Origin of the sequence: Flagellimonas marinaquae, from assembly GCF_023716465.1 — a bacterium.
GTDB classification, from domain to species: domain Bacteria; phylum Bacteroidota; class Bacteroidia; order Flavobacteriales; family Flavobacteriaceae; genus Flagellimonas; species Flagellimonas alginolytica.
Genome location: NZ_CP092415.1, coordinates 3135286 through 3153090 on the forward strand (window position 1 = coordinate 3135286; position 17805 = coordinate 3153090).

A 17805-nucleotide genomic window follows, 5' to 3' on the forward strand; every position below is an offset into this window, starting at 1 on the left:
ACCAAAACACAAAAAACACTAGATAAAGACATGAACTTAATTCATAAAATACAGATCATAGTGGCCGTTATTGGCTGTTCCTTATTGAGCAATGCCCAGCAGGATCCCAACTATACTTTTTTTCGTTATAACATGAACATTTATAACCCGGCCTATGCAGGAAGTTCTGAGGCTACAGAGTTCTCCTTGGGAATAAGGAGTCAATGGGCAGGTGTGGAAGGTGCACCTGAAAGCCAAAGTGCTATTTTTGGAATGCCCTTGGGAAATAATATTGGTATTGGAGCCTCTATCCTTAATGACAAGACCTTTATTGAGCAACAGACTTGGATGGCCGTAGACATATCTTACTCCATCCGGTTAAATCAAGAAGTTCAATTATATTTTGGTATCAAGGGTAGTGCAAATTCCTACGATGCCAATACTGAAGGACTGATTACCTACGGTGTTGGACAAGATGCCACATTAGACAACTATGAAAGTCGTTTTACCCCAAATGTGGGAGCAGGTGCCTATTTGAAACACGATAGATACTTTGTATCCCTTTCCGCTCCTAGATTACTGACTCCCGAACGCCTAAAAGAAAATAATGGTCAGGTCTACTTGGGAGAAGATCGTATACATGCCTATCTAAGTGGCGGCTATACTTTTTTATTGGGGAGGACCCTGGACCTCAAGACCACAGGAATGCTCCGATATGTGGATGCTTCCCCGGTTTCAGTGGAATTTACTGGTGTACTGGACTTTGGGGAACGTTTTGAGTTTGGAGCCGGATACCGTTATAATGAAAGTATAAGTGGGCTGGTACTGTTCAACATCAGCAGCGGTTTTAACTTGGGCTACGCCTATGAAACCTCTACTCAGAAAGCAATTGATGGTATTGACAACAACACTCATGAACTGTTCATGCGATTGGCGCTATAAATTAAATCTTTCTCAATTAATGAATTCTATGGAGTTAGCAATTTCCGATTAAGGGTATGGCCAAATTCATGCCATGCTTGTTTACAAAAATCACAACATATAATTTTAAATTAATTTGCTGAAATTGTTTTTCAAATTTGAAAATACGATAGTTTGTTGGGCAAAAACAAAACGATTGATTTCTCAATGTCAAGAACAGTCCGTACTACGCTTTCATTCATTTTTTAAACAGTAGAACCAATTCGAAAAACACTGAATTAACCTTAGAGCGTAAAACTATATAATTGCTGTGTAACCACGGCGCAGAGATAAATCCGTTCATTCCCCTAGAGAGAACTCAATATCGTACAGTAATGGAATGGTAATTTTTTTAGATACAACTCCGTTTCTTTTATACAATCAAGTCCTGAACCCAATAGGTTTTATTTCATATGATATTGCTTCGTTCGTTAGCTGTATGAAAGTTATAATATTGTATCTTACATGGGTTTAACAAGACCATGTTGAATACCACCATAACCAACATATTTATGAAAAAGCTCTGTATTCTTTTCTTTATTCCATGGGCCATCCTATCCCAAAACAGCAGCATTTCCAATAAACAAAACCTCGAGCAGCTGGGAGTCGATGATTATACATTACTGTTTACGGAAAACGATGTAAGCTATTTTCAATTTTGGTTCAGTAAGGACAAAAAACCAGCTGTATTGGCACTCCACTCTCTTGAGGATTATAACGATCCCCTTTTCTTGTTTGTAGAAAACAAAGAATGGAACGAATACGCGAAGAAAAACTATGCGCATCCGGATACATACGTAAACTTTGTGCACCCGGACCAAGTGGAAAAAATACAGTTGAAGATTGTTGAACATCCTCTTTTTGCCGACTATGTGAAAGATTCTCCCAACCATCTCAACATTTATCATTATCCACGAGGTATATTCTTTAAAAACAATATCTTGACAGGTGAATTGGAGAAAAGGCAAAAGCCAATGTTACTGACAGGGTTGGAAAAAAAATACAGTGAAAGCGCAGGTGAGTTTGCTTGGCGCTTAAAACCCCTTGTAAGAATTTCTGACTATCAAGGCACGACCATAAACGAGGTGTTGGCCGCAGGCAGGGAACTAACAGAAGATATAGGCTATAAAGCGCAAATTGCCCTTGATAAGGTTAGGGAGGAAGAAAGAATCAGAAAAGAGGCAGAGGCGGAAAGATTACGGATAGCAACCTTGAGAAAAAAAGGATTTGTGTACTTTCCCAAACCATACTTTTCGAAGATAGGTGTGTACCGAGACGGGGTAGATGAGACGGAAAGAACCATGTACATGGAGATTTTTCACGGAGATTTCAACGCAGTATGGGAGGCATTACAGGAAAAGGACAGAAGTAAGAATTTAGCGGAACTTTTCTTTGAAGGCAGTTCCATTAAACGTTTTATAGAACTTTATTCTTCTTTTGCCATAAACTATACCGCAGAGTGCCAGGAGACTTTAGGTTTGGACTATGATATTTTACAGTTGAGCTCCACTTTCAAGACCTCCACACTTTCAGGTCAGGAAATTTCTTCAAATACTAGGGACATGGGTACCCTCCATATCGACAAACGATTTTCACAGAAATTTCAGAGTTACTATAGTACATACGCCGATTCATTTGGTTCTACAGTAAGAACTGAAATGAAAAACTTTATAAAAACACATGGCTGTGATTGTAAGGCTGTTGACCAACTGGCAGAAAACCTATTGAGGTTTACACGATTGGAACCCTCTTTACAAGCTGCCCAAATACCGCCTAAAGGCAAGGATTGTGACCATATTAAGTAAAAAGCATCACAGGGCCTCAGCGAGTTTATCTTTCTGAGGTTTATTTTTCCTTATTCCTTCAACTTAAAGCACAACTTAAGATATTGCTTGGTTAGGTAGGGTATAACCTAAGGAGATACCATTTCTTTAATAAGTACTGGGAAGTACACGAAATTCCAGATAGATATTCCAAGAATAGCAAATGCTAATTACTATTTACTTAATTTTAAGACGTTAAAAAGGATAAGGCCATAGTCCAATGGGCTGCCTTGGAAGTTTTGACATCAGCATAATAAAACAATCACTCTAAAAACCACGATTGGGTTGTAGCAATTGCCGTTGTTTTAAAAGAGGGGAATCAATTTATTTGGCAGAAGTAACTAAAGATCCAACAAACCAAGTTTAGTCATTACATAAAATGAACAAAAAATCCATTGCAGTCCTACCCTTTGTTAACATGAGCAATGATATTAACAATGAATATTTCTGTGACGGATTAACGGAGGAGATCATCAATGCATTGGCAAAAATCAAACAGCTTTCCGTTACCTCACGTACATCCTCATTTTATTTTAAAAACAAGACAGTTACAGTGGAAAAGATAAGGGAGAAGCTAAATGTGGCGACTTTTATCGAGGGCAGTGTACGAACATCCAAGAGAAAAATGCGCATTACGGTGCAAATGATCGATACTTTGGAGGATTTTCATTTTTGGTCGGAGGTCTTTGATAGAAACCCGGAAGATGTATTCGAGATACAAGAAGAAATAAGTCATTTTATTGCTGAAAAATTACGCGAGCATATCGGTCATCTCGAAATTGAAGATAAACTAATTGAGCGTTACGAGGTCCCTGTACCTGTTTACAGAGAATATTTAAAAGGTAGGTATTATTTAATGAAATTGGATTATGATAGTTCATTAAAGGCCATCGAAATTTTTAAAAGCATTATAGAGAGATCACCAAACTTTGTAAACCCTTATTTAGATATTAATCAGGCCTATACTTTTATGGGAACCATGGGATTATTGCCAGCATTTGAAGCTTTTCAAAAGGCACAATCCTTTTTTGAAAAAGCAAGGTCCCTAAGTCCTAATTCATCTAGAGTACAATTAAATTTGGCCTGGATAGAATGTTGGCAAAATTGGAACCTAAAAAAAGCGTACGAACATGCAAATAAAGCTTTGGAGACGCAACCTACGGATGAAATTTACCTGACCATTTCAAATTTATTAACTGTTGAGGGCAAATTAGGTCCTGCCCAAAATTATATAGATAAAGCGTTGGAATTGGATCCTTTTTCTTCAATAAACCATCATTACAAGGGGTTTCTGTATTATCTACAGGAAGATTATGACAAAGCAAAGCGCTACTTGGAAAAGGCATTGGAATTAAACCCTAATTTACCTTTTCCACCTATTTATATTGGAAATAGTTTATTGTTATCGGGCAAGCCGATTGAAGCTTTGAGCTACTTTAATACACTATCGGGCATTTCTATAAAAGACCTTACTAAATTAGGAGGTAAAACCATGTGCTATGCCGTTCTTGGCGAAAGGACCAAATGTGATGATGGTATAAAAGAACTGGAAAGTTACCTAACATCCGACCTTGTTGAAAAAGCACTGATTTTCCTAATTCTGGTTTATGCTTTATTGGAGAATGAAGACAAGGTTTTGGAATATGTAAAAGAAGCCTTTAACAACCATTTACCTTTAGTTTTATTGTTAAATCCATCCCCTGTTCTCAAGTCTTTTAAAAACAACCAAGATTATAAGGATATTATGCTTAGGGCAATTCCTGACAATGTAAATTACAAGCAGAAAAAAAAATACAAACAAGCCTTACTGGATACTAAAGAAGTTACTATGTACAGCAAAGAGTTAAAACAAATTATGATGGACTATAAGCTGTATTTAAATCCAGACCTATCATTAAAAGATTTGGCATCTTATTTAGACCTTCCTGCCAATTATGTTTCTCAACTATTGAACTTGGGGTTTCAGAAAAACTTCTCCGAGTACATCAATACTTTTAGGATAAACGAGTTTAAAGAGCGTATTCTTCTCGAGGAAAACAAAGGGTTGACCATAATGGCCATAGCTTATGATAGTGGGTTTAACTCTAAAACGGTTTTTAACACATTCTTCAAAAAAATAGAAGGTGTAACACCTAATGCCTATCTAAAATCCCATCGGTAAATTGGTTCGGATTTATAATCTGGAACTTTTACTTTATCGATTAGAGCTAGTATTGCCATGTAACAATGGAAATCAATTTTGAAAAAAAAGCTCAAATACTTAGTTAAAACAATTGCGGTACTTGTATTGCTGTCGATCATAACGATCACCGGTGCTTACTTATGGCCCACATCGGTATTGCAAACACCAAGAGTTTATGCTAAAACAATGATTAATAATATAAATATTGTTGATGTTGAAACAGGTAAAACTGCCTACAATCAATTTGTACTGATAGAAAGTTCCAGAATAACAAGAATAGATAGCGTACCATTTAAACCCATTGATAATTCATTGCGTATAGATGGCACCGGTAAATATTTAATACCTGGATTATGGGATATGCACACCCATTCCAACCAACACTCTGAATGGTTGCACCATCCGCTTTACATTGCAAATGGCGTTACGGGCGTACGGGATATGTCTGGCCAATTGAATGAGAAAGATAGCTATTGGGTAGGCAGTAAGGAGCGTTTACAGTGGAATAAAGAACTGGAGAATAACACTAGAGTCTCGCCCAGGTACGTATTGCAAAGCAGTTATCAAATGGATGGTGAAAAAGCAATACCGGAAAATTCCCCCAATTTTTTTAAACTGAAGAACCGTTTGCAAGTAGACTCCCTGTTACAATTTTATAAAAACGAAAAGGTAGATTTTATAAAGATTTATGCGCAGTTACCAAAAGACATTTATTTAGATCTGGCTAAAAAAGCACCTATCTATGGTTTACATATAGCCGGCCATAAACCCATGTTTCTTAGTTTGGAAGAAGCTGTGGACTCTGGCCAAAGGAGTTTTGAACATGGACGCATTTTTTTGTACGAGTGTTTTCCCGAAGCCGATAGTCTAAAAAGTCCCAATAATTGGAAAGATTATTTCTCTAGATCCAAAAAAAAGATGGTCAAGCAGTTTGACAGTGTTCGAGCAAAGGAGTTAATGGTTGTAATGCGTAACAATAAAACCTACTGGGTCCCAACTTTACAGACCTTAAAGTTTGAAGCATTGGCACATAAAGATAGTTTTACCAACAATGAAAATTTAAAATACATAACTAAGGTTAGAAAAAAACTCTGGTGGCAATATGATGTAGACCACAACAAAGAAAAGAATATCGAAAATGAAGGAGTCAATGTAAGCGAACAGTTTTATGAAGCTTCGAAAAAACAAGTGGCTATGGCCCATAAATTGGGTGTGCCCATCATGGCAGGTACCGATGTTACCGATAGTTATGTATTTGCAGGTTTTAGTTTACACAATGAACTCTACGAATTAACCTCATGCGGTTTATCAAATGTAGAAGCTTTGCAAAGTGCAACCATAGTTCCTGCAATTTTTTCAAACGTAGAGAAGGGTTACGGAACCATTGAAATAGGCAAAAAGGCGGATCTGGTCTTATTGGATAAAAATCCTTTAGATGATATTAAAAATACAAAAAGCATCAAAGGAGTGCTGTTGAACGGTGTGTATTACGATCAAGTAAAAATCTCGGAACTCAAAAAATTCTCAGAAGGGGTGGCATCAAGTTTTCATATGAATGTGAAAACACTGGTAAGCTTAATCAACAGTCCGTTGATACGCGTACAGTTTGCAGATTAATTATTCCGTAGAACCTTAAATAGATGAAGGGATCATGAATCAATGAATCAAGGCATTATTTGAAAAGTATAAAATTAAGAAACGATATAGAATAAATAAAGACTGATAAGAAACCGAAGTCTTCCAAAAATAATTTCAATGAATATTTGGGACTTAGAAAAAGCAATTTATTGTAAAAGGGCAATGATTTGGTTTGTAATTGCACTTAAACCTCATTTTTGACGTCCCTGTACTTTTCCTTTTACTATTTAAAAGTGAAACGTTGCTTTGTTTAATAATGGATATCAAGAAAAAACAAACCATGGAAAAGATGGAACCTAAAAAAAGTAAAAAAGGCGTAAAACTGGGAATTGGAATTGTTCTTGGAACCATAGTGGGCTATATAACATCAAATATGCAATTATGGTTTGTTTTAGGGATTGCCATCGGAGCCGCTTTGGAATATGGAGTTCAACAAAAATCTTAATATATGAAAACGATACATTATTTAATATTCTCTGCATTAACATTGGCTCTGAATGCTTGTAACCATAAAGAACAAAAATCAAAAGTTAATAAAGAAGCAAGTTTTGAAGGAATTTATCTTGGTCAAAAACCACCAGGATTAACGCCTATACCATTTGCTCCAGGACTTGTATCTACTGAAATTTATGAGTACGATGGTGCATTCTCAAAAGATATGAAGGCGTTTTATTTTATTAGAAGAGGAGAGGAAAATAAAACATCAGCTTTTTATGAATACAAATATAATGACACTAATGGCGAATGGGAAAAATCTGAAATAGCATCTCCATGGATTGGAAGACCAGTGATATCTCCAGATGGTGAAACCATGCATTTAGGGGATAATTATTTAAAAAGAACAGCATCAGGATGGTCTGAATTAAAAAAGCTGGAACCACCTACTGTAAGTAATGATTCAATGTATATTATGCGTCTTTCATCATCTACAAATGGCACGTATTATTTTGACACCTATAAAGAGAATGATTCAACGTTTCCAATTCGTTATTCACGTCTGATAAACGGAAAGCATGAAGAGCCAATAGCTTTGCCAAAAGCAATAAATACAGGAACTTTTTTAAGTCATCCTTTTATAGCTCCAGATGAATCCTATTTATTGTTCGATGCTATAAGGGAAGATGGTTATGGTGATTCTGATATTTATATCAGTTTTAAACAAAAAGATGGTTCTTGGGGTAATGCTATTAATCTAGGAGATAAAATAAACACCAATGCTTGGGAAGCTTCGGCAAGCATAACGCCAGATGGCAAATACCTATTCTTCAGTAGAAATGTAGGTTCAGACGATTTTGAAAACGTAGATATCTTTTGGGTGGATGCGAAAGTTATCTTTTCACTTGAAAGGAGTTAGCATATATTACAATAAAAGAATAAGATATGGCAAAAATATTTAGAAGAATCAGACAAACGTTACTTACGGAAAACAAAGTCAGCAAATATCTTATCTATGCTGTTGGAGAAATAATTCTTGTTGTAGTAGGTATTTTAATTGCACTAGAAATAGACAACCGCAGTGAACAAATTAAAATGGAAACAAAAGAGTTGGCTTTTCTAAATCGTTTATTGGTAGACTTAAAAAATGATCAAGAGTATTTAGAACTTGTTAGGATCAGAAAGGATAATAAGGTCGAAGCGGCCAACACCATTATTAAATTCTCATTTAATGGAAATAATGATTCTATAATGCGTATTATCCCATACTATCTTCAATTAACCTCATGGCAAGCTGTAATTCCTAATCAAAATACGTTCAATGAACTCATAAGTAGTGGTAGTTTAAATATACTTAGCAATGACTCCATAAAGAATGGTTTGCTACAACTGGATAGAAATTATAAAGCACTAATTGATTGGGAAGAAGTTGTAAAACAAGACGACTACATTGGCAATTTTTGGACAGATAGAAATGAGTTCGACCCTTATAATTACCTGTCCGTCAATAAACCCTTGGTTCAAGCGTTGGGATTGGATGATAAAATAACCCGAGAACAAAAACTTACTATGCAAAAGCAGTTAAGGAAAGATGTGGACAAGATTCTGAAATCATACAAGTTCAGGACTGGTGTTCTTAGTACTAGAGACGATTATGTCAACCAACTAACGCTAATCGAGATTCTCAGGAAGGATGTGGAAAACCTGATCAGGTTATTAGAAAAGGAATTGCTTCGCGACAATTGAAAATATGGCAAATTTTAAAATAAAATAATGAAACAAAGATTTTTACTATTATTTATTGCTCTTATAAGTGTTCAAGTTGTAGTGGCTCAGAACTTCACTATTAATAACGGATCTGGTTCTTTTAAGATCAAGGGAAGTAGAAAACATCTAGCAGATTCAATCACCATTTTCTATCATAGGCCCATAAACTTCAATAGAAATTCAAGAATTCTAATGGTTGTTCCTGGCGCTGGCAGAAACGGTGATGATTATCGGGATTCATGGATAGAAACATCAGAAAAATATGGTGTTCTCATTATTTCACCTTCTTACCCTGAAAAAGAATATAACTATGGCGACTATCATCTTGGCGGAATTGTCAAAGACTTAAACTTATTGAAAGGTGTTTCATTTAAAAAAGGCACAAATCAAGTTCATATCGACGAAAACGCTATTGAATTCAATATAAACAATAATAAAGAGGATTGGATTTTTAATGATTTTGACAGATTATTCAAGATCATCAAAAAAAGTACAAATTCAAACCAAAACAAATATGATATGTTCGGGCATTCGGCTGGTGGACAGATATTGCATCGACTTGCACTATTCAGTCCTAATTCAAAAGCTGATAGGATACTAGCATCAAATTCCGGAACATATACGCTTCCAGATTATGGCATAAGCTTTCCATTTGGAATGGAAAATGTAGGAATTCAACAAAATAGATTGAAAAAATCCTTTAAAAAGAAACTCGTACTATTTCTTGGTGAGCTTGACAATGAATCCGAAACAAGAGGAAGAATTTTACGATCTGAAACTGCTGATAAGCAAGGGACAAATCGACTTGATAGAGGCAAAAACTTTTATACGTTCTGTAAAGATTTTTCGGAAAATAGTGGAATGAAATTCAATTGGAAACTTGAATTAATAGCCAATGTAGGTCATGATCAGCAAAAGATGGCGGAGGCTGCAGCTGAATATTTATATGGACAATAACAAAGGTGAAATCCATAACCGCCTACAGCCGATATCGTTAGAGAAAATTAAATCAACATATTAAAATATAATTCATCAATAAATACATCATTAATCAAAAAACGAACAATTATGACATCGATTAAAATGAAAACAATCAAAAAACAAATCTTATTAAACATGGCATGCGCCGCTTTTGCTTTGGTATCAAGCACAACATATGCTCAAGACACAAATGCTGAAACCACAACAAAAAGGAATGGTTTTATCATCGAATTCGCAGTGGGTGGAGGTATTATCAGTATAGAAGATAGTGCTGGTATTCAAACCTTCGACAAATCCCAGGGAACCTTTGTTTTTCCAGATCTAAAGCTTGGCCACATGTTAAATGAGAATTTCGCCATTACCGTCGCCATGCCAGGAAATATTTACGAATTTCAGGACAATGATAGGAATTTTGGAGGTTTTATTCCCTCTGTACAGTATTGGGTAAAAGATCGTTGGTGGATACATGGGGGAATTGGTTTAGCCATAGATTCGCCAGCACTTTATGATATTAAAGAGGATATAAATGACGATTGGAACTTTGGTTGTGCCGTTATGGCAAGTACAGGTTACGAAATTTATAAAAAGAGAAACTTCGCACTTAATGTGCAGTCCAAATTGGTTTTGGGCCGTGTATCTTTAGAAGGAGATGCACATAGAGATGCAGCCATCTTTAATATAGGATTAGGGTTCAGTTGGTTATAGTTCTTAAATTGAATGAGTTTTAAGTACTAACATCAATAATAATCTATTTATAAGTAATCTATATATTCAACTAGTATGCCCTAACCAAATTATTTTGGTTTGGGCATATGAATATTCCAACCAGGGATATCAATATTTTAAAATATAAATCCAAGCTTAGTGATATTCATAAAAACCTTTAAAAGAATGAAATTTATTTTAATGACCAGTTTACTGTTAGTGATGGGATGCACAAATACCTCCAAGTCCAAAGAAGTATCAGCGAAAAAAGAGACCCAAGAAAACCTGATAGCTATTTTGGATACTATTTGGCAAACGGAGCAAGGACCAATACGATTAAGGGATTCTATTGGTAGAGCAGTAGGTTTTGAATCAGAAGCCTTTAAAAAGCAAAACGAGATTTATCATAAAAACCATGATAAAAACGAAAAAAAAGTTTTACAAATTTTAGATTCTATTGGCTGGCCGAGTAAAGAAATAATTGGTGAACAGGGCAACTTAACTATTTGTAATGTATTGCAACATTCTAGTTTAGAAGTTCGCGAAAAATACTTGCCCCTAATGCGAAAGGCGGTTAAGGACAAAGAACTGTCAGCTCGTTTTTTGGTCAGAGCAGTGGATCGGATAGCAACCGATAAAAATGAACTTCAAATATATGGCCAACAACTGAAGTACTATCCAAAAACTCAGAGTCTTAATTTGTGGCCCATTAAGGACCCAGAAAATTTAGAAAAAAGAAGGGCAGAGATGGGGCTGGATTCAATATCGGAATTCTTAAAACGTAAACGGGTAGACTTTGAATGGGACCTAGAAGAACAGATCAAAAGATCTGAAGAATTTATTTTGGCAAAGGAAAATGCGAACCAATAGGAGAAGTCGTATCCAAACTGCATCGGTTGTGGTTATTCTTTTTATAATTGGAACACTTGTCAACATTCCATTCAGCAGAGAATTAAAAAGACTAAAAATCGAAGCTGGTGATACAAGCGTAGCACTATCGGATTCAATTGCTACGGATTTAGTTCAAACAAGTATTTATGGCCTTGTTTTGGGTGTTGTTTTGGTTCTTATTGGCTTATGGTTGGCTAAGAGTGCACAATTGGGAGCACCGGTAATAGAAAATATCTTTTCGGATACAACAGATATAAAATATCAAGGTTTTTTTAAAAAGCTATTGTTTCCTATCGGTCATAGTGTAGTCTTGGCACTTGTATTACTAATGGCCCATAAAGTAACAAGAGCTTATTTTCCTGTGGAAATAATTATTGAAAGACCTTCAAAACTGTTTTACGCCATTGTGTCATTTTCAGCAGGAATTACGGAAGAGATTATGTTCCGGTTTGGGTTAATGTCTCTGGTCGTAGCCTTGATTCAGTTTTTTAGAAAAGCAAAAACGCCTTCGATAAGCGTGGTTTGGACGGGAATTATTGTATCTGCGGTATTTTTTGGTTTAATCCATTTACCATTATCAAAAAGCTTTTCTGGTCTTAGCTTGGTTACCGTTAGTTCTACGATGATAGGCAACCTTATAACAGGGTCTTTTTTTGGTTGGGTATATTGGAAACGTGGTTTGCTCGCAGCAATAATTGTACATGTTGTTTGGGATTTGGTCTTTCATGTGGTCAGCTCTCCCTACATGTGAAGAATAGTGTTCTGATTATAAAACACGAACGTTTAATAGCTTGATTAACGTCAATTTTGCTATATATAATCATAATTATGAAAGCAGCCATTTTTACCCGCTACGGTGCGCCAGAAGTTATCCAGGTTGTTGATATAGAAAAACCATCACCAAAACCAGACGAGGTTTTAGTGAAAATCGAAGCATCTTCCGTAACTAGGGCCGATACCATGATTCGCCAAGGAGTCCCAAAATTTGGCAGATTATTTTTAGGACTCATCAAGCCAAAAAATAAGGCTTTGGGCACCGGGTTTTCTGGAGTTGTGGAAGCTGTAGGTTCGCAAGTCACCAAATTTAGGATAGGCAGTGTCGTTTTTGGCGAAAAATTGTTTAGCGAAGGGAGTAATGCAGAGTATTTATGTATGTCAGAAGATTTGGTAATTGCGCCTAAGCCTAAATCAATATCCCATTCTGAAGCTGCTCCGATTTGCGATGGTTTTTTAACCTCCTACAACTTTCTAAAAGATATAGCCAAAATAAAATCGGGTCAGCATGTTTTGGTCAATGGTGCTTCGGGGAGCTTGGGAAGCGCAGCCATACAATTGGCAAAGATAATGGGAGCGAAGGTTACAGGGGTCTGTAGTGCAAAGAACATTGATTTTGTGCTGGCGTTGGGAGCAGATGAAGTATTGGATTACACCAAAGTAAAACTGGACGAGCTTTCTTGTACATACGATGTTGTTTACGATACTGTTGGAAAATTATCGTATAAAACCTTTAAAACCCTTATAGGTTCCAATGGTCTTTTTATGACACCGGTATTGAACGTTGAGGTTCTATGGCATATGTTATGGTGTCCAAAGAAAGTAAAGTTTGCCGCAACGGGCGTAAAAAAGACCAAGGAGTTAAAACGGTTGTTCGAGGAATTGGTTCAATTTTTCGAACAGGGAAAACTATACACCAATATTGACAATACTTTTAAACTTTCCGAAATAAAATACGCACATCAATACTTGGAGACAGGTCGTAAAGTCGGGAACATTGTTATCGTAAATTCATAAATCATCAATACGTGCTTAGCGCGGTCAAAGCATTAAAAAACGAACAAGTTATGTTATTTAAATCACCAGAGGGAAAATCAAAAATATTAAGTCTCTACAACAGAAAACTTCAAGAACTCAATGTCGGTCATTCAGAAAAATTAGTGGACACCAAGTTTGGCAAGACCAATGTTGTATGTGTCGGCGACGCCAACTTGCCACCACTTGTTTTAATACATGGTACGGGAGGCTGCGCCCCTCAGATTCTGGATTCCTTCCCTAGTTTAGCATCACAATATTGTGTGTATGCAGTAGATGTGCTCGCACAACCCAATAAAAGCGCTGAGACCAGATTGGACATGAAGTCTTTGGATTACGGTAAATGGCTTATTGAGGTAATTATAAAACTACGGTTGACCAATGTAACCTTGGCAGGTTTTTCCTTTGGGGGATTGATCGCGTTAAAAGCATTGGAGTATAACCAAACCCCGATCAAACAAGTGTTCTTGATTGCACCCGTTTATATTGTAAACGGCAATCCCATTATTAATGTATGGAAAATGTTTATTCCATTAAAAAAATTCATCAAAACAAACAATCAGGCATACATTAAAAAAGTAATGGACGCACTTTTTTCCGAATATGATGGTTTTGCATTGGTCTTTATGTCAACGGTATTTCAAAACTGCAATATGGACTTTTCGCCGCTACCTGTAATTTCTAAAAATCGGGCAAAGAACATAAAAACTCCCATCTCCATTTTTGCGGCAGAGCAGGACATTATGTTCCCCGGTAAAAAAATGATAAAAAGAGCCAAGCAGATATTCCCTTCTTTAGAAGAAGTTGTTTTATTAAAAGGTTCTAAACACGTGCCAAATGCAACAGATTTTAAAAAAATAGAACAGCTAATAATAGATAAAAGCAATTCATAATATGAAAACACGCACGATACTAATTTACACCACAACATTGATAATGGTCTTATGTACATCATGCTCTGGAGATGATGATACCAAGGACATATTCTCAAATACGTACTTAAGAATACCCGATGCGAGCTTTGAGAAATTATTAATAGCAAAAGGCATAGATACTGACGGTGTTGTAAATAAGCAAATGTTGAAGTCGGATGCGGAAGTTGTCAAAGAATTGAATTTAGAAAATTTAGAGTACGGTGCGATTTCTGATCTATCTGGCATTGAAGGATTCACAAACTTGAAAAGATTGGTCGCGAACCAACACAACATTGAACAAATAGATTTAGGAAATAATATACTTTTAGAAGAAATTTATCTTGCCGGCAACTATTTATCAAGTATTGATGTTAGTAAAAACACAAACACAATATTACTGGATTTAACAGCTAACCAGCTTACTACAATAACTGGATTGTCCAAGTTAATAAAGTTGGAAAATCTCAATTTATCTTTTAATTATATTGAAGAACTTACTATGGTCAATACATCTTTAGAAATTCTTCATATCAGCAACAACGATTTAATTTTTCTAGATATTACTGCAGCTATAAACATTACAAATGTATTGCTAACAACGAATAAGCTTATTACGTTGGATATTTCTTCAAATAAAAAACTACAAACCCTGTTGGTGTCTGACAACCAGTTGCAAAGTATTGATCTTAGTGAAAACAAAAGTCTAACCCACTTACATTTATTCAGTAATATGCTTACAAATTTAGACATAGGCAATAATCAAAATTTGATAGAATTAAAGGTGGATAGAAATCCAGGATTAAGCTGTATTCAAATTGCCAGCGGACAAAATATACCAACTGTATCATTATCCAATAATCAAGAGCTAAATATTCTATGCAATTAATTTTAGAAAAGAAGGGTCAGTACTTAAAGTATTATGAAAATAACAAAAGAAGCCATAAACTTTCCCAGGTCAACCCTTGTTCCAATAAACGGAATTGAGTTGGAGGTATTTGAGACAGGTAAAGAAAATTCAGGAACCCCATCTATGTATTGTTATAATTAATACTTAAAAGCAATAATCACCTATGGGAAACAAATACCGAACTAACTATGGAACCAATGAAGTTGAACAGGTTATTGATGTTTTCGTAAAAACAAAGAAAGGGTGATCAGTTTCTTTCTTTCATAAGCCTGGATAAGGTTTCGGGTCGCATGGCCAAAAAAGAAGCCAAGTACTTTTTAGGAATTCTATCGATTATCTTAGGCTTGTAAACATCCATAAAAAAGTCCAGACGTTTACCTGCATTGGGAATCCTGGCCAAAAACACCCTTTGTTCCGCCATAATGTAATATTCTTCCATTAGGATTCGGTTGATTTCGAGCATCTCCGGAAAATTGTCGCAACAATATTTGTAATCTTCAAATGTTAAATAGTCGCAGTAGGTTTTTTCCAGGCTTTGTATGTTTTCCTGGCTAATTTCATTCCTAAAAAAACCTGTGATAGATGTGAATATTTCATTCTCAAGGTCCACCCACGTGGTGATGTCGGTCGAGTCTATTTCAAAGTAACCACGAACCATACCTTTTTTAATAAAGTAGAGGTTGTCGCAAATATCACCTGCTTTGCTAATTATTTCATTCTTGTCGAAAATGCACGTTTTAATATGGGTAAACAAAAAAGATTTTAATTCAGGACCTAAGGGGTAAATGGCATTGAGAAAAGGGATAATAAAATGCTTTTTCTCGATATTTTCGTTATGGAGCATTTATGCAGTTAAATGTTATTAAGATTTGTTGCTCTCAAATTTAATCTTTTGTAACCGAATTTTAATTTTCTTGCATATAAAGTAGTTGATGTACAAGATTTATCGACTTAACGGATTGTAACGCTCTTAGCTAAAGAGCTATAAGTTATTTCTGCGTAGGATGAAAAATTGGATTTTGACGTCGTATGGAACAAAAAATGGCCCTGTTTTAAAACAGGGCCATTCAGATTAAACGAAAAGCGTTAAACTAAACTCAATTAAACTAACTATCTCTAATAATCTGGGTTTTGTTTTAAGGCGCCACCGCTCAAATCGATGGCGGTAACTGGAATTGGGAATAAATCCATGAATGCTTGATAGTCCCGAACTTTTGATTCTATTGTTGAAATTGTTCTACCTTCATTGGCGACATAAGCGTTCAATATCGATGCGGATACACCCCACCTTCTCAAATCGAACAATCGATGACCTTCCATACCTAGTTCTAGTCTTCTTTCAAACCTGACTGCCTGTCGGGCAAAATCTGCATCAGGGAAGGATCCGTACGGTTCAATTTCATAATTGGCGGCTGGTGCGTCCCCCGCTTCATTTAATACATAGGACGAATTTTTAGCCCTATTTCGAACTTGGTTCACATAATTAAGTGCGGTTGGTAAATCACCGGTTTCAACGGCTGCTTCCGCAGCCATAAGAAGTACATCCGCATAACGCATTATAGCGTAGTTAAGTCCGGAATGCTGTTGTCCCCAAGCACCTGTTCCTTGACTGGCATCCAGTTCATCTGCTTGATACATGTTCTTTTTTGAAAGATAGGGCCCGGAAATATCCGCATCTGTTGCTCGTATCCATTCTTGGCCGGGCATTATTCCAAATCCGTTGTAGTCTATTCCTCTTCTGCCTACAGTGTAGTCCAATCTTGGATCCAACGGTCCTGTATGAGGAGTAAAGGGCTCATCTGTAGCAACCTCTTGGTCATTGGTTACATCTGTCTGATTGAATGTGTCCAATAAGGGAAGGCCATTACCGTCCGTTTGAAAAGCATTTACCAAATCCTGTGTTGGCTGGTAAAAACCACAACAGGTATTTATGGGGCCACCTCCGGGAAAGTTCAGTGTTCCGCCTTGGTTCCCATTAAGGGATTGTCCGCCATCTGCTGCATATTGTACCGCAAAGATAGATTCTTGTGAATTTTCACCAGCTGCATTAAAATTGTCAATAAACTCAGTGTTTAAAGCGTAAGGTCCATTGTTTATAACATCCTGGAACAGAGTAAGTGCAGTTCCCCAATCCGATTGGTAAAGATGCGTTTTTCCTTGAAAAGCTTTGGCGGTCCATGAAGTTGGCCTACCGGCATCCGATTGGGTTTCCGGTAGATTGTCTATAGCAAATTGGAAATCTGCTTCCACTTGGTCCCAAATAGGACCTGGATTTGGCTGATTGAACTCAGTATTCACATAATTTTCTTCAGAAATATATGCCGGATTTCCAAACATCTTTTGCAATTCAAAATTGAAATATCCTCTTAGAAAACGGGCTTCGGCCAGTTGGGCTGAGAAATCTCCCTCTTCTATAGATGCTATCAATGCTATTACCGCGTTGGAGCGGTTTACACCGGCATACAGGGACATCCATTTTCCCAAAAGGTACGGGTTACTTGTCTGTATATCATAGGTTTCCAATTGGAACAATTCCACTTGGTCCCCGTCCGTACTTCCTTTGTGGGCATCGTCGGACATGGCATCGCACCACCAGTTATCCGGGCTTATGGCAAATCCATTGCCCAATTGGTTTTGTCGAACTCCGTCCAGAGCAGAATAGGCGCCTGTCAATAAAAGATCTACTCCCGTGGCATTGGCCGTTGCCTCTTCAGAGAGAACACCAATCGGGGTCTGCTCTGTAAAATCATCTTTACATGAATATGCAGAACCTATCAGTATAGCAATAATTAATATTTTCTTGATCATCTTTTT

At 36.5% G+C, this 17805-nt stretch carries 16 protein-coding genes; 14 read left to right on the forward strand and 2 right to left on the reverse strand.

Annotated features, from left to right (window positions below):
• Window positions 1-30: 30 nt before the first annotated feature.
• The 14 genes from MJO53_RS13890 to MJO53_RS13955 all read left to right on the forward strand — a co-directional run bounded on the left by MJO53_RS13890 (window position 31) and on the right by MJO53_RS13955 (window position 14970).
• A complete protein-coding gene (locus MJO53_RS13890) occupies window positions 31-921 on the forward strand; it encodes a type IX secretion system membrane protein PorP/SprF (protein ID WP_252079526.1) in 891 nt (296 codons plus the stop codon).
• 530 nt (window positions 922-1451) lie between these two features.
• A complete protein-coding gene (locus tag MJO53_RS13895) occupies window positions 1452-2744 on the forward strand; it encodes a hypothetical protein (protein WP_252079527.1) in 1293 nt (430 codons plus the stop codon).
• 436 nt (window positions 2745-3180) lie between these two features.
• Window positions 3181-4923 carry a tetratricopeptide repeat protein gene (locus MJO53_RS13900; protein WP_252079528.1) on the forward strand — a complete coding sequence of 581 codons (1743 nt, stop codon included), beginning with the start codon at window positions 3181-3183 and terminating at the stop codon, window positions 4921-4923.
• A gap of 207 nt (window positions 4924-5130) precedes the next feature.
• Window positions 5131-6561 carry an amidohydrolase family protein gene (locus MJO53_RS13905; RefSeq protein ID WP_252079529.1) on the forward strand — a complete coding sequence of 477 codons (1431 nt, stop codon included), beginning with the start codon at window positions 5131-5133 and terminating at the stop codon, window positions 6559-6561.
• 310 nt (window positions 6562-6871) lie between these two features.
• Window positions 6872-7027 (forward strand): hypothetical protein, encoded by a 156-nt coding sequence (locus tag MJO53_RS13910; protein WP_224837137.1) that lies wholly within the window; start codon window positions 6872-6874, stop codon window positions 7025-7027.
• Between the two features lie 3 nt (window positions 7028-7030).
• Window positions 7031-7936, forward strand: a complete 906-nt coding sequence (locus MJO53_RS13915; protein WP_252079530.1) for a hypothetical protein — start codon at window positions 7031-7033, stop codon at window positions 7934-7936.
• A 26-nt stretch (window positions 7937-7962) separates the two neighbouring features.
• On the forward strand, window positions 7963-8763 hold the full coding sequence (locus MJO53_RS13920) for a DUF6090 family protein (protein ID WP_252079531.1): 801 nt from the start codon (window positions 7963-7965) through the stop codon (window positions 8761-8763).
• Window positions 8764-8790: 27 nt separating this feature from the next.
• Window positions 8791-9741, forward strand: a complete 951-nt coding sequence (locus MJO53_RS13925; RefSeq protein WP_252079532.1) for a hypothetical protein — start codon at window positions 8791-8793, stop codon at window positions 9739-9741.
• A 126-nt stretch (window positions 9742-9867) separates the two neighbouring features.
• Window positions 9868-10470 (forward strand): hypothetical protein, encoded by a 603-nt coding sequence (locus MJO53_RS13930; protein ID WP_252079533.1) that lies wholly within the window; start codon window positions 9868-9870, stop codon window positions 10468-10470.
• Window positions 10471-10656: 186 nt separating this feature from the next.
• Complete coding sequence (locus MJO53_RS13935; RefSeq protein WP_252079534.1) at window positions 10657-11340, forward strand: DUF6624 domain-containing protein; 684 nt, start codon at window positions 10657-10659, stop codon at window positions 11338-11340.
• Window positions 11341-11368: 28 nt separating this feature from the next.
• Window positions 11369-12112 carry a CPBP family intramembrane glutamic endopeptidase gene (locus MJO53_RS13940; RefSeq protein WP_252079535.1) on the forward strand — a complete coding sequence of 248 codons (744 nt, stop codon included), beginning with the start codon at window positions 11369-11371 and terminating at the stop codon, window positions 12110-12112.
• Window positions 12113-12189: 77 nt separating this feature from the next.
• A complete protein-coding gene (locus MJO53_RS13945; protein ID WP_252079536.1) occupies window positions 12190-13152 on the forward strand; it encodes an NAD(P)-dependent alcohol dehydrogenase in 963 nt (320 codons plus the stop codon).
• Between the two features lie 50 nt (window positions 13153-13202).
• Window positions 13203-14063 (forward strand): alpha/beta fold hydrolase, encoded by an 861-nt coding sequence (locus tag MJO53_RS13950; RefSeq protein WP_252079537.1) that lies wholly within the window; start codon window positions 13203-13205, stop codon window positions 14061-14063.
• A 1-nt stretch (window position 14064) separates the two neighbouring features.
• Window positions 14065-14970: a hypothetical protein gene (locus MJO53_RS13955; RefSeq protein WP_252079538.1), complete on the forward strand. Its 906-nt coding sequence runs from the start codon at window positions 14065-14067 to the stop codon at window positions 14968-14970.
• 268 nt (window positions 14971-15238) lie between these two features.
• Here MJO53_RS13955 and MJO53_RS13960 read toward each other — a convergent pair whose 3' ends face one another.
• Both MJO53_RS13960 and MJO53_RS13965 read right to left on the reverse strand, forming a co-directional pair.
• Window positions 15239-15835: a Crp/Fnr family transcriptional regulator gene (locus MJO53_RS13960; protein ID WP_252079539.1), complete on the reverse strand. Its 597-nt coding sequence runs from the start codon at window positions 15833-15835 to the stop codon at window positions 15239-15241.
• A 272-nt stretch (window positions 15836-16107) separates the two neighbouring features.
• Window positions 16108-17799: a RagB/SusD family nutrient uptake outer membrane protein gene (locus MJO53_RS13965; protein ID WP_252079540.1), complete on the reverse strand. Its 1692-nt coding sequence runs from the start codon at window positions 17797-17799 to the stop codon at window positions 16108-16110.
• Between the last annotated feature and the right edge of the window lie 6 nt (window positions 17800-17805).

Coding starts and splice junctions, on each gene's coding strand:
- MJO53_RS13890 (WP_252079526.1), top strand. CDS start 31: ATGAACTTAATTCATAAAATACAGATCATAGTGGCCGTTATTGGCTGT.
- MJO53_RS13895 (WP_252079527.1), top strand. CDS start 1,452: ATGAAAAAGCTCTGTATTCTTTTCTTTATTCCATGGGCCATCCTATCC.
- MJO53_RS13900 (WP_252079528.1), top strand. CDS start 3,181: ATGAGCAATGATATTAACAATGAATATTTCTGTGACGGATTAACGGAG.
- MJO53_RS13905 (WP_252079529.1), top strand. CDS start 5,131: ATGATTAATAATATAAATATTGTTGATGTTGAAACAGGTAAAACTGCC.
- MJO53_RS13910 (WP_224837137.1), top strand. CDS start 6,872: ATGGAACCTAAAAAAAGTAAAAAAGGCGTAAAACTGGGAATTGGAATT.
- MJO53_RS13915 (WP_252079530.1), top strand. CDS start 7,031: ATGAAAACGATACATTATTTAATATTCTCTGCATTAACATTGGCTCTG.
- MJO53_RS13920 (WP_252079531.1), top strand. CDS start 7,963: ATGGCAAAAATATTTAGAAGAATCAGACAAACGTTACTTACGGAAAAC.
- MJO53_RS13925 (WP_252079532.1), top strand. CDS start 8,791: ATGAAACAAAGATTTTTACTATTATTTATTGCTCTTATAAGTGTTCAA.
- MJO53_RS13930 (WP_252079533.1), top strand. CDS start 9,868: ATGAAAACAATCAAAAAACAAATCTTATTAAACATGGCATGCGCCGCT.
- MJO53_RS13935 (WP_252079534.1), top strand. CDS start 10,657: ATGAAATTTATTTTAATGACCAGTTTACTGTTAGTGATGGGATGCACA.
- MJO53_RS13945 (WP_252079536.1), top strand. CDS start 12,190: ATGAAAGCAGCCATTTTTACCCGCTACGGTGCGCCAGAAGTTATCCAG.
- MJO53_RS13950 (WP_252079537.1), top strand. CDS start 13,203: ATGTTATTTAAATCACCAGAGGGAAAATCAAAAATATTAAGTCTCTAC.
- MJO53_RS13955 (WP_252079538.1), top strand. CDS start 14,065: ATGAAAACACGCACGATACTAATTTACACCACAACATTGATAATGGTC.
- MJO53_RS13960 (WP_252079539.1), bottom strand. CDS start 15,835: ATGCTCCATAACGAAAATATCGAGAAAAAGCATTTTATTATCCCTTTT.
- MJO53_RS13965 (WP_252079540.1), bottom strand. CDS start 17,799: ATGATCAAGAAAATATTAATTATTGCTATACTGATAGGTTCTGCATAT.